Origin of the sequence: Novosphingobium sp. PhB165, from assembly GCF_004341845.1 — a bacterium.
GTDB lineage: Bacteria > Pseudomonadota > Alphaproteobacteria > Sphingomonadales > Sphingomonadaceae > Novosphingobium.
On the sequence record NZ_SLVB01000005.1, the window covers coordinates 118398 to 131930 of the forward strand.

The window sequence follows — 13533 nt, forward strand, 5'->3', positions numbered from 1 at the left end:
TTACTCAGATGAAGTGGTGAGAGCGGCGCCGGGTTCCCGGCCAAGCGCAGGAACCGCGCGCGCCGCGTCCTGCGGGGCGATGCCGGAGGCGGGCGCTGCGCTGATCGTTTCCTCGCGCCGCATCACGCGCCCGGCACGCTGGACCGCCGAGAGCAGGCGCGGATGGACGCCGCAGCGGCAGAGATTCGGAATGGCGGTGCCGATCTCGGCCTCCGACGGATTCGCATTGCGGCCGAGCAGTGCGGCAGCGGCCATGACGATGCCCGGCGTGCAGAAGCCGCACTGGACGGCCTGCTCGGCCACCATGGCCTGCTGCACCGGGTGCGACCGGTCTTGCGAGAGCCCTTCGATGGTGGTGACGAATCGCCCCTCGCACTCACTCAGCGTGACAAGGCAGGATCGCAGTGCGGCACCGTCGACGATGACGGTGCAGGCCCCGCAATCGCCGGTGCCGCAGCCGTACTTGGTGCCGGTGAGGTTGGCGCCTTCGCGCAAGGCCCAGAGCAGCGGCGTCTGCGGATCCATGCCGATCTCGACCGGATGCTCGTTGAGGGTCAGGCGCGCCATCGGCTTTCCTTAACTATGGCAGAGGCGGGATTCCAGCCCCGGAACAATGGGCTGTCCACGGTCATGCGCGTCCGGTCAGGAGCGCACGGGCCCAGTCGTCGCGCCCCGCAGCGGAGGCATCGGCGGCGGCTGCGTGCCAGTCGTAGGCGACGGCGATGCGTTCGACAGTCCAGCCCTCTGCCGTGCGCTCGATCACGGCGTAGCGCGCGTGCGGTGTGCCGGTCTCCATTACATGCGCGAAAGGGTGATCGTCGGCATAGGCGGGCAGGCCTACCGAGCCGGGATTGACCACCTGCCGCCCGTCCGCCAGCCGTACATGGCGCGGCAGATGGGTATGGCCGCAAAGGATCATCGGTGCCGCTATGGCAGCCAAGCGCGCGGTGATTTCCACCTCGCGCGCTGGGCGGCAGCCTTCGGGCTCGACCGTTTCCAGTAGGTATTCAAGGTCCGAGTCCCGCGAGCCGTGGCAGGCGTAGAGATCGGGCTCCAGCCACAGCGTTTCGGGCAGACTGGCCAGCCACTCAAGGTGGCGCGGTTCCAGCCGGTCGATGGTTGCGGCATCCGAAAGCCCCATCCGCTCGGGCGGAAGTTCGAGCAATTGCCGCTCATGGTTGCCGCGAATGGTTTCGAGGCCGAGCGCCATCAACCGGTCCGCCGTCCCCGCTGGATCGAGCGGGCCACTGAGGATGTCGCCCAGATTGACGATCCGCCCGATCCCGCGCCGCTCCGCATCCGCCAGCACCGCGTCGAGCGCGCGCAAGTTGCCGTGGATGTCGGAGAGGACGGCCACTTTCATCAGAGCATGACTTTCACACCGGCCCAGACCGTGCGGGGCACGCCAAGGTCCATCGATCCGGCCTGATTGCGCGTCACCACGGTCTCGTCGGTCAGATTCTCGCCGCGCAGCACCAGCGAGACGGGGCCAGCGACCGGCACTTGCACATAGGCATCGAGCGTCGTCGCGGCGGGCAGCACATATTGCTCCAGATCGTCTTCGTACTCGGCGCCGGTGTGGCTGACGGTGGCGGCGAAGCGCCAGCCTTCATGCGGTAACCAGGCGAGCGTGGCACTGGCGGCCAGCTTGGGCACTTGTGCCGGGCGCATCCCGTCGAGCGGCTGTCCCGCCGCCTCCACCTGCGAATCGGTCCATGCCAACGACCCGTCCAGCCGCACCGTGCCCAAGGCGAGCGCGGCGCTCGCCTCGATGCCCTTGGCGCGGATCGCATCGACGTTCTGCCGCTGCTGGACATTGGTGGCCACGGTGACGTTGGCGATGGCGTCCTTCAGTTTGTTGTCGAAGGCGGTCAGCGAGAGCGTCAGCGCCGGGATCGGCGTGACGTCGATCCCCGCCTCGTAGCCGCGCAGGCGTTCGGGCTTGAGGTTCGGGTTGGCGTTGGTCGTCACCGGGAACACGACATAGGGGCGGTAGAGTTCGTTCAGTGTGGGCAGGCGCATGCCGGTATAGGCGGCGGCGCGCAGGCTCACGGCCTTGGCCACCTTCCACACCAGGCCGCCGCGCGCGTTGCCTTCCCAGCCCGAGCGGTTGGCGAAAGTATCATCCTGCGTCACCGCGCCGCCGGGCGAGGCCTGACGGTAGAAGCCGTTGCGGATCGTCCAGCGGTCGGCGCGCGCTCCGGCGGTGAGCACCAGATCGCCCAGCGTCCAGTCGTCCTGCAGATAGAAGCCAAGGTCGGACTGGTCGCCGCCCGCGTGGCGCACGGCTGTCGGCAAGCCGGTCACGGTCGAATAGGGCAGTTCCAGCAAGTGGCCCGATGCGAGCTTCACGTCGGTGCCGATCCGCAGCACGTGATCCTCGCCAATGGGCGGGCGCAGTTCCGCCTTGCCGCCGACCGCCGTGGTGGGCGTGCTGTGCTGGTCGAGCGTCTTTTTGAAGTTCGTCGAACTGATGACGATGTTCGAGAAGTCCTGCGCCTGCACATAGCCGAGCACGTCGAACTGCCAATCGCCCCGGCCGACGAACCGCAGCGAGGCCTGCTGTCCGTTCGAGGTCGAATCAGCGCCTTTGAAGCGCAGCGTGCGCGAATCGTCGTAGGCGAGCACGGCCGCCTGAACCTCGACATCCGCAGTGAGGGGGGCGACTGCGCGCAGCGAGCCCGACAGGCTTTCGAAAGCGGCGCGGGCAGAGGCGGGGACGCGCTGGTCCTTCGGCGTCGTCCAGAAGCCGTCGCCGCGATCCCACTGGACGCTGGCGACCACGAAACCCTCGCCCAGCTTCGGCGCGGCGGTGAGCGAGGCCTGCGTTTCGCCCCGGTCGTCGACAAGGGCGCTGCCCTGAAGCGTGCCGATTTCGGTGGGCCCAGCGCTCAGCAGTTCGATGGTGCCCGCCACCGCGCCCGATCCGAACGCGCCCGAACCGCCGCCGCGCGTCACTCGCACCGAGCCGATGCGCTCGGGCGCGATCGCGCTGTAGGGGATGTAGCCGAAGAAGGGGTTGGCCACCGGCACGCCGTCGAGCAGCACCAGCGTGCGGCTGGCGGCATTGCCGCCGAGCGCGCGCAGATTGGCGCCCTGCGCGGACGGATTGGCGGAGCGGCTGTCCGAACGGCGGAACTGCGAGAAGCCCGCGACCGAGGACAGCACGTCCTCGATCCGGCCGGAGGCGCTGGCGGTCACGGCGTCGCGGTCGATCGTCTCGACATCGTAGGCAGGCGTCGCCGGGCCGGAATCGAGCCCGTGCCCGGTGACGATGATCGGCTGGTCACCCGCGTCTTCCGCCAGCGCCGGCTGCGCAGCAAGCAACGACGCGCCCGAAAGCAGCGAAAGGCGCAGGACGCCGCGCATGGACGGCCTCACTCGGCGGGCGCGATATCGAGAACGAGCGGCTCCAACCCCTCAACGTGGCCTTCGAGTCGGTCTCCGGCCGCGATCGGGCCAACACCCGCCGGCGTGCCGGTGTAGATCAGGTCGCCCGGCGCAAGGTGATAGAGGCGCGAGAGGTCAGCGATCAGTTCGGGGATCGACCAGATCATCTCGTCCAGCGGCGCGTCCTGCTTCACCGCGCCGTTCTTCGCGAGCGAAATGCGCTGTGCCGCCGGTGCGCCGAAAGCGGCTGCGGGGGTGATCGCGGCGATCACGGCGGCATTCTCGAAGTCCTTGCCGGTGTCCCACGGATAGCCCTTGGCCTTGGCCGCGTTCTGGAGATCGCGCCGCGTGAGGTCGATCCCGCAGGCATAGCCGTAGACGAGATCCATCGCCGCCTCGGGCGCCACTCTGAAGCCGGTGCCGCCGATGGCGACGACCAGTTCCATCTCGTAATGGCAATCCTGCGTGCCGGGCGGATAGGGAATCCGGGCGGGAGCGTGGCATAGCGCGGCGGGGGCCTTGGTGAACCAGATCGGCGCCTCGCGGTCGACGGCGTTGCCCAGTTCGCGGGCATGCGCGGCGTAATTGCGGCCCACGCAGAAGATCCGTCGTACCGGATAGCGGGCTTCTTCGCCGCTTACGGCAACGGTGGGGCCTTCGGGCAATTGAAAAAGCAGGCTCACGACCATGTCACTCCTCGATTTGGGCATGGCATAGAGTTGTTCGATCTGTACGAAAAGCGCCAAGCGCCTTGCCGTCCCCGCCCAAGCGCTTACATTCGCCGGGTGACCGAGAAACAATACCTTGCCGGACGGCTGCTGCTCGCCATGCCGGGCATGTTCGATCAGCGCTTCGAACGCTCGGTCAGCGTGATGTGCGTGCATGACGAGAACGGTGCGCTGGGCATCGGCATCGGCCGTCTGCGCGACGGCGTTCGCTTCCACGATATTCTCGAAGAGCTGGACATCGATCCCGGCAAGGCCCCGAATTGCGAGGTGCACGAGGGCGGCCCGGTCGAGCCCGGTCGCGGCTTCATCCTCCATTCGACCGACTGGGGCGGGGCGGACACGCTGGAAGTGCAGCCGCTCTGCGCGCTTTCGGCGTCGATGGACGTATTGCGCGCGATCGCGGCGGGGCGCGGGCCGAAGCAGTGGCTGATGGCGCTGGGCTATGCCGGTTGGGGACCGGGCCAGCTTGAAGGCGAAATGCGCCACCACGGCTGGTACGCCGCCGATCCGCATCCCGAGATACTCTTCGACACCCCGGTCGATGCCCGCTGGAGCGCCAGCTGGCGGGCGGAGGGCATCGATCCCTCGCTGCTCGCCAGCGAGACGGGCCGGGCCTAGCTTTTCTGCAATCGGGCGAGATCTTCCGGGCAGTCGATGTCCAGCAGGATCGCCGGATCGCTCACTTCATCGAACACCACATCTTCGCGTGTGCGCAGCAGCCGTCCGGCACCCTCGTCGCCGGTCAATGCCGTGATCTCCGGAAATAGCCGCGCGGAGAGCAGGGCGGGGTGGCCGGGCCGTCCTTCGTGGCGAGGTAGGGCTGCGGCGGCATCGCCGATCCGTGCGGCCAGCCTTGCAGCCTCTCCATGCGGGACTTGCGGCATATCGCCGAGGAAGATGAATACGCCTCGGGTTCCGGCGGCGGCCCGGATCCCCGCCTTGAGCGATTGCGACAGTTCCGTGCTCGCTATGCGGACCGCTTCGACCGCCGGTTCGCCCGGCCAGTCGCCGATTTCGAGCCCGGGCCGGGCGACCACGATCACGCGCGAGACGGGCGCAGCGCGGGCGGCGCGGATGGCGTGGAACAGCAGGGGGGCGCCGTCGAGCGGGGCGGCCAGCTTGTCGCTGCCGAAACGGCTGGCACGCCCGGCCGCGAGGACCACGGCGACGTAAGCGGCGATTTCGCTCACGCCCGTTCGCTGCCGGGGTTCATCGCCTGCATGATCTGGGCAAGGATGCCCGTCGCCACTTCGAACGGCGACTTGCCGAGCCCGATGACGCCGGGCGAAAGGTGTAGCCGCGCCAGTTCCTCGTCGGTCGCGCCAAGGGCTTTCAGCGCGGCGATCCGGCCGGCAGTCCGCGATTTCGCGCCGATCATGCCCACCCATCCGGCGCTGCCGCGTAGAGCGTCAAGGCAGCCGCCAAGATCGTGGTGGTCCTCATGCGTGGCGCCAAGGTAGGCGGTCCAGCGGTCAACGCCGAGTTCGCCCAGCGCGTCGGTCGGGCTCATGCGCATGTAGCGCGCCAGCGGGAAGGGCGGCGGCGAGCGGGGGCCGTCGGGGCGCACCAGCACCGTCTCGAACCCGGCCAGCGCGCCGAGCCGGGCAGCCGCAAGTGAACCGGGGTCGCCGCCCGAAACGATCAGGCGGCGCGGGGGATCATGGCGGCGGGCCAGTGCGAAGGGCTCGGCGCTCCATTCGAGCAGGGGGCCATCGTCCAGCGTGACGCGGCGCTGCGATCCGTCGCTGTGCCAGCGGCAGGGACGGCGCTCGGCGGCATGGCGGAGCAGGTCGGCCGCAGCGGGGCAATCGGGCGCGATACGTTCGAGCAGCAGGTAAAGCGCGCCGCCGCAGCGCAGGCGGATGTCGATCCACGGGCTGCCCATCCCGTAGTGCAGCTGCCGGGGGCGGCCATCGGCCAGCACCTCGGCGGCGTGATGGGCCACGTCACCCTCGATGCAGTCGCCCGAGAAGTAGCCGCTCGCGTCGATCGTGCCGTCGGGGGTTGGGGTGAACAGCATCTGGGCGCCGGGCCCGCGCGGGGCGCTGCCTTCGACCCGATAGAGCGTGGCGAGAACGCAAGGTCGGCCCGCCGCGCGGGCGGCGGCAAGGGGCCCCCGAATGTCGTCGATCCAGCCGAACAGCGGCCAGTCCGCATTTGCGATTTCGCCGAGGGTTTCGGCCGCGACCATCTCAGCCGACCACGGCGCGTGCCTCGGCCCGGCCGTTGTCCCCCAGCAGCGGTGCGATCACCAGCCGGTGCAGGATCGGCGCGATTGCCTCGGGTGTCATGTCCGGGCCGTGGCCAAGCCACCAGGCAAGGATGTCGAATGTCGCACCGGTGCCATGCACGACGCCAAGGTCGGCGGGCAGCCATTGCACCGGATCGTCGACCTGACCGACCAGCCCGCGTGCCTGGCGGATGAACTCCACGCGCACGATGGCGGCGGCGCCGCCCGCGAGCAGGGCCGACCACAGCGGCCGATGGGCATCGACATAGCGGCACAGCGCCAGCGTGGATTCGAAGCTGTCGACATCGCGCAGCACCGGCAACGTCATTTCGAGAAGGACGGCGATCTCTTCCGAGGCGACATCGCCCAGCAGCGCTTCCTTGGTGGGATAATGCCGGAAGAACGTGGCATAGCCGATCCCGGCATGCGCGGCGATTTCACGTATGGTGATCTGATCGAAAGGCCGCTCTTCCAGCAGCGCCAGCATGGTTGCGTTCAGCGCCTTGCGCGAACGCACCTGCCGCGCGTCAGTGGGCGCGTCTTTCCTGAACCCCGCTAGATGTCCATCCATGAGAGATCCGTAACACCCCTGTGCGGCCCTGTCTAACTTGGGGTCTAACGCGGGGCCGGTACTTGCCGCGCGGGCCGTCAACCTTCGCCGATGCGATCGGAGAACAGCAGGCGCCCGCCGGAGAGATGGATAAGCGCCTCGTTGAAGTCCTCGGTGCTCATCGCGAAGCAGCCTTCGCTGCGGCCGATCTTGCCCCACTTGGAAATCAGCGAGGCATCGACGTACCACGCCGGATGCATGACGATGGCCCGCTCCAGCGCGGCGGAATTGTCGGTGTCGAGGCCCTTGAGGCGGATCGAGGTACCGTACTTGCCCTGATACCATTCGCACGTGAGGAAGGCCCCGCGCGAGGTGGCTTCGGAGCCGGGCAGGTTGGAAAAGCTCTGGAGCCAACCGCTGTGCATCGGATCCGAACCGCGCCCATGCGCCAGCAGGAACGAGCGGACCGAGCCGTTCTCCAGATTGGCGAAATGCAGGCGAGGCTTCCACGAAGGCTGCGCGAAATCGGCGATGCCCACCAGATCGGTCCGCCAGAGACTGGGCTGGACGCGCTGCACCTGCCTTGCGGCGACTTCGAGAATTCGGCGCTCGTAAGGCGTTTGGATAAGCGGCGTTACGCCGTATCCGGCAGTTGCGTTAACTGAAGTGTTTTCTGCTGCCAGCACGCGCGCGGGGAGCGTGAGACTTACCCCCGCTGCCAATCCGCCCATGAGGACAGCACGCCGACCCAACGTGTGTTCCATCGGCGTAGACTAACCGATTTAGGTTAATGGCGCCATAAGAGTCGTCTGGGTGGTTCCCGGATAGCGAACGGGTCGTCGCGCCCAGAAAACGTCTCACCGATAAGGCGAGTCGTGGGCTTTAACAGGTTGAAAAATTTGCATCCTGTGTCCCCGGGCTTCCCGCGCCGATCGGCGCAGGAGGCCCGGAGCAATGCGTCAGGCGACGACCTTCAGAGGCTTTTTCTGGTGCTGGCGGATCCAGTCTTCCACTACCGGGGCAATGCGGGTGCGCCACTTGCTGCCGTTGAAGATGCCGTAGTGGCCGACGCTTTCGGCCAGGAGGTACTGCTTGCGGTCCTCCGGCAGGCTGGTGGCAAGGTGCAACGCGGCCTTGGTCTGGCCGATACCCGAGATATCGTCGCGCTCACCCTCTACCGCGAGCAGCGCGGTATCGCGGATCGCGCCGATGTCGATCCGCTCGCCGCGATGGAAGAATTCGCCATTGGGCAGCGAGTGCTTCTGGAACACGTGCTCCACCGTTTGCAGGTAATATTCGGCGGTCATGTCGCAGACGGCGCGGTACTCGTCGTAGAACGCCTTGGTGGAGGCCGCGCTTTCGCCGTCGCCGTCCACCAGATGCTTGAACATGCCGTAGTGGCTCATCATGTGGCTGCCGAGGTTCATCGCCATGAACCCGGCAAGCTGGAGGAAGCCCGGATAGACCTTGCGGCCCGCGCCCGGGTAAGTCAGCGGCACGGTGGCGATGACATTGTTTTCGAACCACGAAAGCGGCTGGTCCATGGCAACGTCGTTGACGCTGGTGGGCGCCTCGCGCGTGTCGATCGGGCCGCCCATCATCGTCAGCGTGGCCGGGCGGCAGGGATGGCCCTGCTTGCCCAGGATCGCCGCTGCCGCCAGCGCCGGGACCGAGGGCTGGCACACCGCCAGCATGTGCGTGCCGGGGCCGATGTGCTCAAGGAAGGCGATCAGGTAGTCGATATAGTCGTCAAGGTCGAAGCGGCCGGCGCTCGTCGGCACCAGCTTCGCGTCGGCCCAGTCGGTGATGTAGACCTCGCAGCCTTCCAGCATGCGCGCCACGGTGCCGCGCAGCAGCGTCGCGAAGTGGCCGCTCATCGGGGCCACGATCAGCAGCTTGGGCGCGTTCTTCGGCAGGCCGGGGTGATCGAAGCGCAGCAGGTTGCCATAAGCGCGGTGGAGCACGATCGACTCGGTGACGGGGAATGTCTTGCCACCTACGGTCACGTCCTCGATGTCGAACTCGGGCTTGCCGCGCGACATCGTCGCATGGGCGAACACGTCGAGTGCAGAGGCCATGACGGTCCCGAATCCGAAGTAACCGAAAGGCGTGGAGGGATTCGAAAGCAGTTCCGCGCCCACCGATGCCCAGGCGGCGGCGCCGCTCAGCATGGTGCGTTGCAGTTCGTAGGCATTGTAAAGCAAGGCTGTTCTCCTGACCGCGACGCCACTGTCAGCCTCTTTCGGGCCACTCTACCGTGGGTGTTGCGGTGTATCTGGGCTCGAAACGCCTCTTGTGCAATGCGGCAATGTCGATTCATTTCGGCGCTATTGCCGATCGCGGGTTCCGTCAGATCGCTTATCCTTCATCCGACGGGGGCCTTTTCCCGAGCGCGGCAAAGGGATAAGGCGCTGACCATGCAGGCCGATCCGGAACAGGGCAAGGCGCACCCCAGCGGCGCCGAAACGATGGAAAACGAGGCGCCTCGGCGCAAAAGCCTGACTGCGCTCGGCATGGTCTGGCGGGAACTGTTCCATTATCCCGGGCGGATGGCCATTGCCGGTGCGGCCCTGATCACCACGGCCACCGCGACTCTCGCGATTCCCTACGGTTTCCGCCAGATCGTCGACCAGGGATTCGCGAAAGGCGCCGATCCTTCGGCAATCCGCTGGTGGTTCGCGATGCTGATGGGCACGGTGACCGTGCTGTCTATCGCGACAGCGATACGTTTCTATTCGGTCTCCTGGCTGGGCGAACGCGTGGTCGCCGACATCCGCCTGCGGGTGCAACGCCATCTCGTCACCCTGTCGCCCAGCTTCTTCGAGGAGAACAGCCCGAAGGAGATCGCCTCGCGCATGACCGCCGATACCTCGATCATCGAGACGGTGGTGGGCACAACCGTCTCGGTGGCGCTCCGCAACGCGATCATGGCGGTGGGCGGGGTGATCTACCTGTTCATGCTGGCGCCGCACCTGACATTCGGTCTTGTCATCGCCATTCCCGTGGTGATCGTGCCGATCGCCGCGTTCGGCCGCCGCCTGCGCGCGGTCGCGCGGTCGAGCCAGGACCGCGTGGCCGATATCGGCGCGATGACCAGCGAGGTCTTCGGCGCGCTGCGCGTGGTTCAGGCCTTCAATCAGGAAGGCCACGAAATGAATCGCTTCACCGCCACGGTGGAGCGGACCTTCGAGACCGGCAAGCGCCGCATTATCCTGCGCGCGGCGATGACCGCCGTCATCATGTTCCTGATCTTCGGGTCGATCACGGTGATACTGTGGCGCGGCGCGATTTCGGTTGCCGAAGGGGCGATCAGCGGCGGCACGATCGCGGCTTTCGTCGTCACGGCGGGCATTGTCGCGGGCGCTTTCGGCTCGCTGACCGAGGTCTATGGCGACCTTGTGCGCGGCGCCGGCGCGGCCAGCCGCCTTGCCGAACTCTTGGGGGAGCGTCCCTCGATCGCACCGCCGGCACGGCCGCAGGCCTTGCCCGAGCCTGCGCGCGGCAAGATCGCCTTCGAGCGCGTGACCTTCCGCTATCCCGCCCGGCCGGACATGCCCGCGCTGCATGACTTCAGCCTGACGGTGGAGCCGGGCGAGACGGTCGCCATTGTCGGCCCTTCGGGTGCCGGCAAATCGACGTTGTTCCAGCTGGCCGAGCGTTTCTACGATCCGCAGAGCGGCGCCATCAAGATCGACGGCGTGCCGCTGACGTCCGCCGATCCCTCCGAGGTGCGCCGCCGCATCGCGCTGGTGCCGCAGGAGGGCGTGCTTTTCGCCGCCTCCGCGCGGGAGAACCTGCGCTACGGCAATGCCGTCGCCGATGACGAGGCGATCTGGGAAGCGGCCCGCGCGGCCAATGCCGAGCAGTTCCTGCGGGCACTGCCGCAGGGACTCGATACGTTCCTTGGCGAGGACGGCGCGCGGCTGTCCGGCGGCCAGCGCCAGCGGCTGGCCATCGCCCGCGCGCTGCTGCGCGAGGCGCCGATCCTGCTGCTGGACGAGGCGACCAGCGCGCTCGATGCCGAAAGCGAGCGGCTGGTGCAGGACGCGCTCGACCGGCTGATGCGCAGCCGTACCACGCTGGTCATCGCCCACCGCCTTGCCACCGTGCGTCAGGCCGACCGTATCATCGTGATGGACGGCGGCCGCATTGTCGAGGAGGGCACGCATGAGAGCCTGACCCGCGCCAGCGGCCTCTATGCGCGACTGGCCGCATTGCAATTCGACATGCACGCCGCCCCGCTGTCATCCGGTTCCCCGGCTTTCACGACCGAGGGCTGACTTTCGACGAACGTCTTATCGGGGCCGACAAACAGCATCTGAGGACTGGCATTACCAAATCTGGCAATTATGTTGCGCCGATTGGCGGGTCTTTCTGGCCCGCGCCCGTCCTCATGCATGATCCATGCGTGTCATACCTCGGAAAGGCTTGTTCATGCCTCGCACCCTCCTGGGGGCGCTCGCTACCACGGCGCTCGTCCCCGCACTCGTTCTCGTCGCGGCTCCCGCTTTCGCGCAGGACGCGCCTGCCGTCACGGCGGTCAGCGCGACTGCCGGTCCGATGGAAGTGGACCCGGCCAAGGTCTCGTGGGGCGCTTCGGGCATCCAGACCCAGTGGCAGGACAAGAGCGTGAAGCCGGGTGACGACTTCGACCGCTTCGTCAACGGCAAGTGGGCCGATGCCGTGGTGCTTCCGTCGGATCGCACCAACTGGGGCTCGTTCGCCGCGCTGGCGAATCTGTCCGAACTGCGCCTCCATGGCATCATGGACGAGCTGGTCGCCTCGCATCCGGCCCCCGGCAGCGACGCCGCGCGCGTGGCCGCTGCCTATCAGGCGTTCATGGACGTCGATGCGATCAACAAGGCGGGCCTCGCTCCGGCGCAGCCTTATCTCCAGCGCATTTTCGCCGCGCAGACGCCCGCAGATCTGATAAAGCTGTTCGCGGCACCGGGCTTCGCCTCGCCGCTGGACGCCAGCATCGGCCCCGATGCCAAGCAGAGCGACGTCAACGCCCTGCAAGTGAGCCTGGGCGGGCTGGGCCTGCCGGATCGCGATTACTACCTGAAGAACGACCCGCGTTCGCAGGAAATTCGCGCCAAGTATCTCGATTACCTGACCTTCCTGCTCGGCAAGGCCGGCTATACGGATCCCGCCGCTTCGGCCAAGGCCGTGCTCTCGCTTGAGACGCGCCTTGCGCAGGCCGACTGGGACCGCGCCGCCAGCCGCGATCCGGACCTGACCTATAACAAGCTCTCGCTGGCCGAGTTCGAGGGGCTGGCCTCGCCCGGCCTGCTGCGCTCGTTCATCGAGACCATGGGCGCCGGCAAGGCGACTTACGTGCTGGTCGACGAGATGCCGCCGACGGCCGAGGAGCTGAAGACCGCGCGCATCGATCCCGCGCAGGCTGCCGCGCTGTTCGGCGGCGGCGTGCCCGAAGCCGCCAAGCTGATCGAGACCGTGCCCGTCGCCACTTGGCAGGCCTGGCTGGCCGCGCAGTTCCTGCGCAGCCACGCCTCCGTGCTGCCCAGCGACATCGACGATGCCAACTTCGCTTTCTACGGCAAGGTCATGAGCGGCCAGCCCGAGCAGCGCGCGCGCTGGAAGCGCGGCATTTCGGCGGTCGAGAGCATGTCCGGCGAACTTCTCGGCAAGATCTATGCCGAGAAGTACTATCCGCCCGAAGCCAAGGCCGCGATGGAATCGCTGGTCGGCAACTTGCGCAAGGCGATGGCCTCCAACCTTGAGCAGCTTGCCTGGATGGGCCCGGAAACCCGCAAGGAAGCCGTTGCCAAGCTTGACGCCTTCACTCCCAAGATCGGCACGCCCGCCAAGTTCAAGCAATACGAAGGGCTGACGTTCTCGGCCACCGATCCGCTGGGCAACCTGATGGCGGCCCAGACCTGGGCAAACGGCGACCAGATGCGCCGCCTTGGCCAGCCGGTCGACCGCACCGAGTGGTTCATGCTGCCCGAGACGATCAACGCCTACTACAACCCCTCGTTCAACGAGATCGTCTTCCCCGCTGCGATCCTCCAGCCGCCGTTCTTCAACGTCTCGGCTGACGCGGCCGTCAATTACGGCGCCATCGGCGCGGTGATCGGCCACGAAATGGGCCACGGCTTCGACGATCAGGGTGCCAAGTCGGACGGCTCGGGCAACCTGCGCGACTGGTGGACGCCTTCGGACAAGGCCAACTTCCAGAAGCTCCAGGACCGCCTTGCCGCCCAGTACAACAGCTTCTGCCCTTATGACGACGGCAAGACCTGCGTGAACGGCAAGCTGACGATGGGCGAGAACATCGGCGATCTGGGCGGCCTCAGCCTTGCCTACCGCGCCTACAAGCTCTCGCTCGGCGGCAAGGAAGCCCCGGTGATCGACGGCCTGACCGGCGACCAGCGCTTCTTCATGGCCTGGGCGCAAGTCTGGCGCAGCAAGTACCGCGAGGAAGCGGTGCGCCAGCAGCTCAAGACCGACTATCACTCGCCCGCGCACTACCGCATCAACGGCCTCGTTCGTAACTTCGACGAATGGTACAAGGCCTTCGACGTGAAGCCGGGCGACAAGCTCTATCAGGCGCCTGCGGATCGCGTGCGCATCTGGTAATTCGGTTTGCATGACACTGCGCGGCCCGATCC

At 67.2% G+C, this 13533-nt stretch carries 12 protein-coding genes; 3 read left to right on the forward strand and 9 right to left on the reverse strand.

Going from position 1 to position 13533, the window contains the following annotated elements; translation table 11 throughout:
• From EDF56_RS15015 to EDF56_RS15030, 4 genes are all read right to left on the reverse strand, one after another.
• Complete coding sequence (locus EDF56_RS15015) at positions 1-567, reverse strand: (2Fe-2S)-binding protein (RefSeq protein ID WP_132388820.1); 567 nt, start codon at positions 565-567, stop codon at positions 1-3.
• Positions 568-628: 61 nt separating this feature from the next.
• Complete coding sequence (locus EDF56_RS15020) at positions 629-1363, reverse strand: metallophosphoesterase family protein (RefSeq protein WP_132388822.1); 735 nt, start codon at positions 1361-1363, stop codon at positions 629-631.
• Positions 1363-3369 (reverse strand): TonB-dependent receptor, encoded by a 2007-nt coding sequence (locus EDF56_RS15025; RefSeq protein ID WP_132388824.1) that lies wholly within the window; start codon positions 3367-3369, stop codon positions 1363-1365. The genes EDF56_RS15020 and EDF56_RS15025 overlap by 1 nt, the downstream gene beginning before the upstream one ends.
• 8 nt (positions 3370-3377) lie before the next feature.
• Complete coding sequence (locus EDF56_RS15030; RefSeq protein WP_243652617.1) at positions 3378-4073, reverse strand: fumarylacetoacetate hydrolase family protein; 696 nt, start codon at positions 4071-4073, stop codon at positions 3378-3380.
• A gap of 153 nt (positions 4074-4226) precedes the next feature.
• Between EDF56_RS15030 and EDF56_RS15035 the strand changes: the two genes are divergently transcribed.
• Entirely contained in the window at positions 4227-4736 is a 510-nt protein-coding gene (locus EDF56_RS15035) for a YqgE/AlgH family protein (protein ID WP_207904727.1), read from the forward strand.
• Here EDF56_RS15035 and EDF56_RS15040 read toward each other — a convergent pair.
• The 5 genes from EDF56_RS15040 to phaZ form a co-directional block, all read right to left on the reverse strand.
• The gene (locus EDF56_RS15040) at positions 4733-5308 is read right to left on the reverse strand and encodes a nucleotidyltransferase family protein (protein ID WP_243652618.1); all 576 of its coding nucleotides are present in this window, start codon (positions 5306-5308) and stop codon (positions 4733-4735) included. The genes EDF56_RS15035 and EDF56_RS15040 overlap by 4 nt on opposite strands.
• Complete coding sequence (locus EDF56_RS15045; protein WP_132388828.1) at positions 5305-6309, reverse strand: XdhC family protein; 1005 nt, start codon at positions 6307-6309, stop codon at positions 5305-5307. The genes EDF56_RS15040 and EDF56_RS15045 overlap by 4 nt, the downstream gene beginning before the upstream one ends.
• 1 nt (position 6310) lies before the next feature.
• A complete protein-coding gene (locus EDF56_RS15050) occupies positions 6311-6919 on the reverse strand; it encodes a TetR/AcrR family transcriptional regulator (RefSeq protein ID WP_132388830.1) in 609 nt (202 codons plus the stop codon).
• 77 nt (positions 6920-6996) lie between these two features.
• The gene (locus tag EDF56_RS15055) at positions 6997-7584 is read right to left on the reverse strand and encodes a murein L,D-transpeptidase catalytic domain-containing protein (protein WP_243652619.1); all 588 of its coding nucleotides are present in this window, start codon (positions 7582-7584) and stop codon (positions 6997-6999) included.
• Between the two features lie 273 nt (positions 7585-7857).
• Complete coding sequence (gene phaZ / locus EDF56_RS15060) at positions 7858-9102, reverse strand: polyhydroxyalkanoate depolymerase (protein ID WP_132388834.1); 1245 nt, start codon at positions 9100-9102, stop codon at positions 7858-7860.
• Positions 9103-9366: 264 nt separating this feature from the next.
• On the opposite strand from phaZ, the gene EDF56_RS15065 reads away from it, so the two are divergent.
• A complete protein-coding gene (locus EDF56_RS15065) occupies positions 9367-11178 on the forward strand; it encodes an ABC transporter transmembrane domain-containing protein (protein ID WP_243652655.1) in 1812 nt (603 codons plus the stop codon).
• Positions 11179-11332: 154 nt separating this feature from the next.
• Entirely contained in the window at positions 11333-13501 is a 2169-nt protein-coding gene (locus tag EDF56_RS15070; RefSeq protein WP_132388838.1) for a M13 family metallopeptidase, read from the forward strand.
• Positions 13502-13533: the final 32 nt, after the last annotated feature.

Bases quoted from the DNA above. Each gene is read 5' to 3' on its own strand.
- EDF56_RS15025 (WP_132388824.1), bottom strand. From the start codon at position 3,369: ATGCGCGGCGTCCTGCGCCTTTCGCTGCTTTCGGGCGCGTCGTTGCTT.
- EDF56_RS15035 (WP_207904727.1), top strand. From the start codon at position 4,227: ATGTTCGATCAGCGCTTCGAACGCTCGGTCAGCGTGATGTGCGTGCAT.
- EDF56_RS15050 (WP_132388830.1), bottom strand. From the start codon at position 6,919: ATGGATGGACATCTAGCGGGGTTCAGGAAAGACGCGCCCACTGACGCG.
- EDF56_RS15045 (WP_132388828.1), bottom strand. From the start codon at position 6,309: ATGGTCGCGGCCGAAACCCTCGGCGAAATCGCAAATGCGGACTGGCCG.
- EDF56_RS15020 (WP_132388822.1), bottom strand. From the start codon at position 1,363: ATGAAAGTGGCCGTCCTCTCCGACATCCACGGCAACTTGCGCGCGCTC.
- EDF56_RS15070 (WP_132388838.1), top strand. From the start codon at position 11,333: ATGCCTCGCACCCTCCTGGGGGCGCTCGCTACCACGGCGCTCGTCCCC.
- EDF56_RS15015 (WP_132388820.1), bottom strand. From the start codon at position 567: ATGGCGCGCCTGACCCTCAACGAGCATCCGGTCGAGATCGGCATGGAT.
- EDF56_RS15065 (WP_243652655.1), top strand. From the start codon at position 9,367: ATGGAAAACGAGGCGCCTCGGCGCAAAAGCCTGACTGCGCTCGGCATG.